A 1916-nucleotide genomic window follows, 5' to 3' on the forward strand; every position below is an offset into this window, starting at 1 on the left:
AAATAATATTGGGTCTGACACTTTCATCATGGTCGCTTTAAGGTGCAAAGATAATAAAACATCTTCAGATTTTGCCGCTTCAATTTCACGAGCATAAAAATCCACTAATGCTTTTTTGCTCATCACTGCTGAGTCAATAATTTCGTCAGCTAATAACGCTAAGCCACTTTTCAATACAACGTCTTTGCCGTCTTGTTGAGTCAACACGATATTGACTTTATCAGCTGCCGCTAGAGTGACAGACTGTTCACTACCGTAGAAGTCGCCTTCATTCATGTGAGCAACGTGAGACTTAGAGTCGCTGGCCCATTTACCCATTGAATGTGGGTTTTTCTTGGCATAGTTTTTCACTGAAGTCGGTGCACGACGATCTGAGTTACCTTCACGTAATACTGGGTTTACCGCGCTACCTTTAATTTTGTCATAACGCGATTGAGCTTCAACTTCTGCGTCATTTTTAGGCTCATCAGGATAGTTAGGAATGTCATAACCTTTTGCTTGAAGTTCAGCAATACAGGCTTTTAACTGCGGAATTGAGGCACTAACGTTAGGTAATTTAATGATGTTAGCTTCTGGCTTATTAGCCAATTCGCCTAATTCCGTTAGCGCATCAGCAATTTTTTGCTCTGCGGTTAATTTTTCAGGGAAGTTAGCAATAACACGACCTGACAAAGAGATATCACGCGTTTCAACTTTTACGCCTGCAGCGTTAGTAAAGGTACGGATAATCGGTAATAAAGACAGCGTGGCAAGTGCCGGTGCTTCGTCGGTTTCTGTGTATATGATCGTTGGAGTGTTATCTTTCATTTTATTTCCTACATTATTGTAAATTAATAATTTATTAGAATAAATTGCGTAAGCTTTTGACGGGTTTTGGTGGATAACACTCGCACAAGTAGACCGTGATCAATGACCATGGCACACTTTTTTATAAGCCAAGTATGTGAAATCCCCTATCCCATTTATTATTATATTTTGTTCTCAAACCTCTGAGATTTGGCGGTTAAAGCCGATATCCCAGAATGATAAATTAGGTACAGATCACAATTTTTAGGCGGACATCATAGATCATTCTTAGTAATTTTCAAATTCCACTAAGGGCGAATACGCAGTAAACTACCATAAATAGATTCATATTCGTTCACTTTTTACTCACTCGTATTAGCAAAGGATGTTAACCATACCTTTATGTCAAAAATCGGTAAATTCAGTTCATTTAAAAAAACATCGACTCACAGAACAGGCGCGTCAACAACATCAGTCAATTCTGAAGCAACAAGAGCACCAATCAGTAGTGCTGCTATTCGTAGCAGGGCAAAATCGCGTCCCCCACAAAAACCACGGCCTGAAAATCCCGTCATTGTATTATTCAACAAGCCATTTGACGTGTTGTGCCAATTTACCGATGAAGCAGGCCGACAAACATTAAAAGACTTTATTCCTGTAGCCGATGTCTACGCAGCAGGACGTTTAGACCGTGATAGTGAAGGATTGCTATTGCTTACCAACGACGGACAATTGCAGGCAAAGCTTACCCAACCATCGCAAAAAACCTTTAAAACCTATTGGGTTCAGGTGGAAGGCGAACCGTCGGATGAAGCAATCAATGCCTTATGTAATGGGGTTGAATTAAAAGACGGTATGACATTACCGGCTAAAGTTTGCGTAATGTCATCTCCTGATATTTGGCCAAGAACCCTGCCAGTACGAGAACGTAAAGCCATTCCAACAACCTGGCTTGAAGTGCAAATTTGTGAAGGTCGAAATCGCCAAGTCAGAAGAATGACCGCACATGTGGGTCATCCAACCTTAAGATTAATCCGTTATAAAATAGGTCAATGGTGTCTAGATGATTTACCTAATGGTGAATACAAAGTGATCAGCACGGCAAAGTAATCGCTGGCAGACGCTTTATA

2 protein-coding genes are annotated in these 1916 nt (G+C 40.6%); one reads left to right on the plus strand and one right to left on the minus strand.

The annotated features are described in order from the left end of the window. Window positions 1-807: NADP-dependent isocitrate dehydrogenase (locus CXF78_RS15730; RefSeq protein WP_145991494.1), on the minus strand; the 807-nt coding region annotated here is incomplete at its 3' end. Window positions 808-1188: 381 nt separating this feature from the next. On the opposite strand from CXF78_RS15730, the gene CXF78_RS15735 reads away from it, so the two are divergent. After that, window positions 1189-1896 carry a pseudouridine synthase gene (locus CXF78_RS15735; protein ID WP_102037311.1) on the plus strand — a complete coding sequence of 236 codons (708 nt, stop codon included), beginning with the start codon at window positions 1189-1191 and terminating at the stop codon, window positions 1894-1896. The last annotated feature ends 20 nt before the right edge of the window (window positions 1897-1916 follow it).

Origin of the sequence: Shewanella sp. 11B5 (assembly GCF_002836795.1) — a bacterium.
GTDB classification, from domain to species: Bacteria; Pseudomonadota; Gammaproteobacteria; order Enterobacterales; family Shewanellaceae; genus Shewanella; species Shewanella frigidimarina.